General features: G+C 43.8%; 2 protein-coding genes. Both read left to right on the top strand.

Going from position 1 to position 2,484, the window contains the following annotated elements; all coding sequences use genetic code 11:
• Window positions 1-1,349: maltose ABC transporter permease MalF (malF, locus tag AB4653_RS23590; protein WP_372105461.1), on the top strand; the 1,349-nt coding region annotated here is incomplete at its 5' end.
• Between the two features lie 11 nt (window positions 1,350-1,360).
• Window positions 1,361-2,251, top strand: coding sequence for a maltose ABC transporter permease MalG (malG, locus tag AB4653_RS23585; RefSeq protein WP_009845806.1), 891 nt, complete (start codon window positions 1,361-1,363; stop codon window positions 2,249-2,251).
• Window positions 2,252-2,484 lie beyond the last annotated feature (233 nt).

The raw sequence follows: 2,484 nt of genomic DNA, 5'->3' as shown, positions 1-2,484 counted from the left end.
GTTATATTTACCCCGGTATTGCCGGAATGATCTTATTCATTCTTTTCCCACTGGCATATACCGTAGGGCTTGCGTTTACTAACTACAGCGCAAAAAACCAGCTCTCTCTAGAGCGTACTCAAACCGTTCTTTTAGACCGTTCATTCCAAAGCGGTGAAAGCTACCCATTTACTTTGTACAAAACAGATAACGGTCACCAGATCGTTGTGAAAGATGGCGACCAGCTGTTAGCAACTGATGTATTTTCTCTGGAAGGCATGACATCAACAGAGATGGACCTATCTGCAATTGACTCTGTACAAGGTGAAAAAGAGAAGATCAAAGCGATCATCCAAAATCGCTCTGTGATCAGTGGTGTCGATTTCCATCTGCCAAATGGTGATGACATCCGCATGAGCGGCTTACGTAAATTTGCTGCCGTTGCACCGCTTTACACTCTTCAAGATGACGGGGAAACGTTATACAACAATGAATCTGGTGAAATATTGAAACCAAACATGGAAGTGGGTTTCTACCAACCGGTTGACGAGAAAGGTGAGTTTATCGGTAACACCATTTCTCCAGGATTTGTTGTAGACATTGGTACAGCCAACTTTGAACGTGTTTGGAAAGATGACGGCATCAAAGAACCGTTTATCAGTATCTTTATTTGGACGGTTGTATTCTCCATTTGTACGGTAGCCTTCACACTTGCAATTGGTTTGGTTCTGGCAAACGTTGTGCAGTGGGAAGAGCTGAAAGGCCGTGCTGTGTATCGTGTTCTACTAATTTTGCCTTACGCCGTACCAGCATTTATCTCGATTCTTATCTTTAAGGGCCTATTCAACCAGAGCTTTGGTGAGATTAACATGGTGCTTGAGAGTATCTTTGGTTTAAGCCCAAACTGGTTCTCCGACCCGATCTTAGCGAAAACCATGGTGTTGATTGTTAACACTTGGCTAGGCTTCCCTTACATGATGATTCTATGTATGGGTCTACTAAAAGCGATTCCTGAAGATTTGTACGAAGCGTCAGCAATCGATGGTGCTAACTTCCTTGATAACTTCAAGCGAATCACTTTTCCATTGATGATAAAACCGTTAACACCGCTATTGATTGCAGCGTTTGCCTTTAACTTCAATAACTTTGTCATGATTCAACTATTGACGAACGGTGGCCCGAACATGATTGGTACTTCTGAGCCAGCGGGTTACACAGACTTGCTTGTAAGCTACACGTACCGAATTGCATTCGAAGGCGGTGGTGGTCAAGACTTTGGTCTAGCAAGTGCAATCGCAACGCTTATCTTCCTATTGGTTGGTGCCCTAGCGTTACTAAACCTTCGTTTCACTAAATTGACTCAAGATTAAGGAGCACGACAATGGCTATGGTACAAGGTAAGAGCCTTAAATACCGAGTATGGGCAACGCATATTGCGCTGTGGTGCTTCTTAGCGCTAATTATTTTCCCACTACTGATGATTATTGCTATCTCATTCCGCGAAGGTAACTTTGCAACCGGTAGCTTGATTCCAGACAACCCATCTTTGGAACACTGGAAATTGGCTCTGGGTATGTCAGTGACGAATGCTGATGGCTCAGTTACTCCGCCTCCATTCCCAGTACTGACTTGGCTGTGGAACTCAATAAAAGTAGCGGGTATTACGTCAATTCTTATTGTTACACTGTCGACAACATCGGCTTACGCATTTGCTCGTATGCGCTTTAAAGGTAAAGAAACTATCCTGAAAGCGATGATGATTTTTCAAATGTTCCCTGCGGTATTGGCTCTAGTGGCTATCTACGCACTGTTCGACAAATTAGGGCAATACATCCCATTCTTAGGCTTGAATACGCATGGCGGTCTGATCTTCTCGTACTTGGGCGGTATTGCATTACACGTTTGGACGATTAAGGGCTACTTTGAGACGATTGATAACTCTTTGGAAGAAGCTGCAGCATTAGATGGCGCAACACCTTGGCAAGCGTTCAGATTGGTTCTATTACCACTGTCAGTACCCATCCTAGCGGTTGTATTCATTTTATCTTTCATTGGTGTTGTTGGTGAGGTACCAGTTGCTTCCATCCTATTATCGGACGTGAACTCTTACACGCTAGCGGTAGGTATGCAGCAGTACCTATATCCTCAGAACTACTTATGGGGCGACTTTGCGGCAGCAGCGGTACTTTCCGCACTTCCGATTACTATCGTGTTCTTACTGGCTCAGCGTTGGTTAGTTGGCGGTTTGACGTCGGGTGGTGTAAAAGGATAAGCTGTCCTTATAAGAAAGACAAAAGAGCGACCGTTAGGTCGCTCTATATTGGCATTTTTATTACATCATTTGGTTTGGCCGCCGATCAGTAATAAAAATAACCCTCAGGTTACGCATAGCTGGCTACTAATCAGGTTCCTTACGCTATTAATGATTAGTGGTTTTTGTAACTCTAACCCAGGTACTTACTTGGGTTTTTTTATGCCCGCTACTTTTATCTCTATCTCTATCTC

Origin of the sequence: Vibrio sp. 10N.222.48.A3, assembly GCF_041475345.1 — a bacterium.
GTDB classification, from domain to species: Bacteria; Pseudomonadota; Gammaproteobacteria; order Enterobacterales; family Vibrionaceae; genus Vibrio; species Vibrio tasmaniensis_A.
Note: the sequence above shows the minus strand (reverse complement) of the source record. Positions and strands in the feature narration are given on the sequence as shown.